Below are 573 nucleotides of genomic sequence, written 5' to 3'. Positions count from 1 at the left end.
CCCATGTTTGATTGCAAATTTAACGGCATTAACCAGTTCAGGGCCTTCTTCTACTTTAAACACCCCAATTCCAAACCAAGGCATTTTTACACCATTATGCAAAGTAGTTGTATCTTGTATGTTTTTAATCATTATAAATAAACCTCCAAATTTTTATTATGAGAAATGAGATCGTTCTATATTTGGTGATTTCACACATTTATTACTTAGGAAACCACCTCCTTCAATTTATCCCCTTTTTGGTCTTTTCTTTCAAGGGATGCACTCCAACCTGCAAGGATGGCAGCTATCAGTACCATAAGTGCTCCTACCCAAGAGGTGTGAATCAGTCCAATAGAGTCTGTGATAATACCACCTAAGTAGGATCCAATTGCAATTCCAGCGTTAAATGCAGCAATATTGATGGCCGACGCCATATCTACTCCAGTAGGTACAAATCGTTCTGCTAACATGACCACATACACTTGTAATCCCGGTACATTCATAAAAGCTAGAACCCCCATTAAGAAAATGGTAATCAATCCTGCTATTTTAAATGGTGCCGTAAACATCAGGATAAATAGTATCACCGCT

The 573-nt window shown here is 38.0% G+C and carries 1 protein-coding gene and 1 pseudogene; both read right to left on the bottom strand.

Translation table 11 applies throughout. From position 1 onward, the window contains the following. A pseudogene (locus tag AC1DSL_RS19290) lies at nt 1-132 on the bottom strand (aldo/keto reductase); the annotation flags it as partial. 74 nt (nt 133-206) lie between these two features. After that, nucleotides 207-573: MFS transporter (locus tag AC1DSL_RS19285; protein WP_477533485.1), on the bottom strand; the 367-nt coding region annotated here is incomplete at its 5' end.

It is taken from the genome of Paenisporosarcina sp. P4_D4, assembly GCF_056401835.1.
This window is presented reverse-complemented; position numbering and strand designations above follow the sequence as displayed.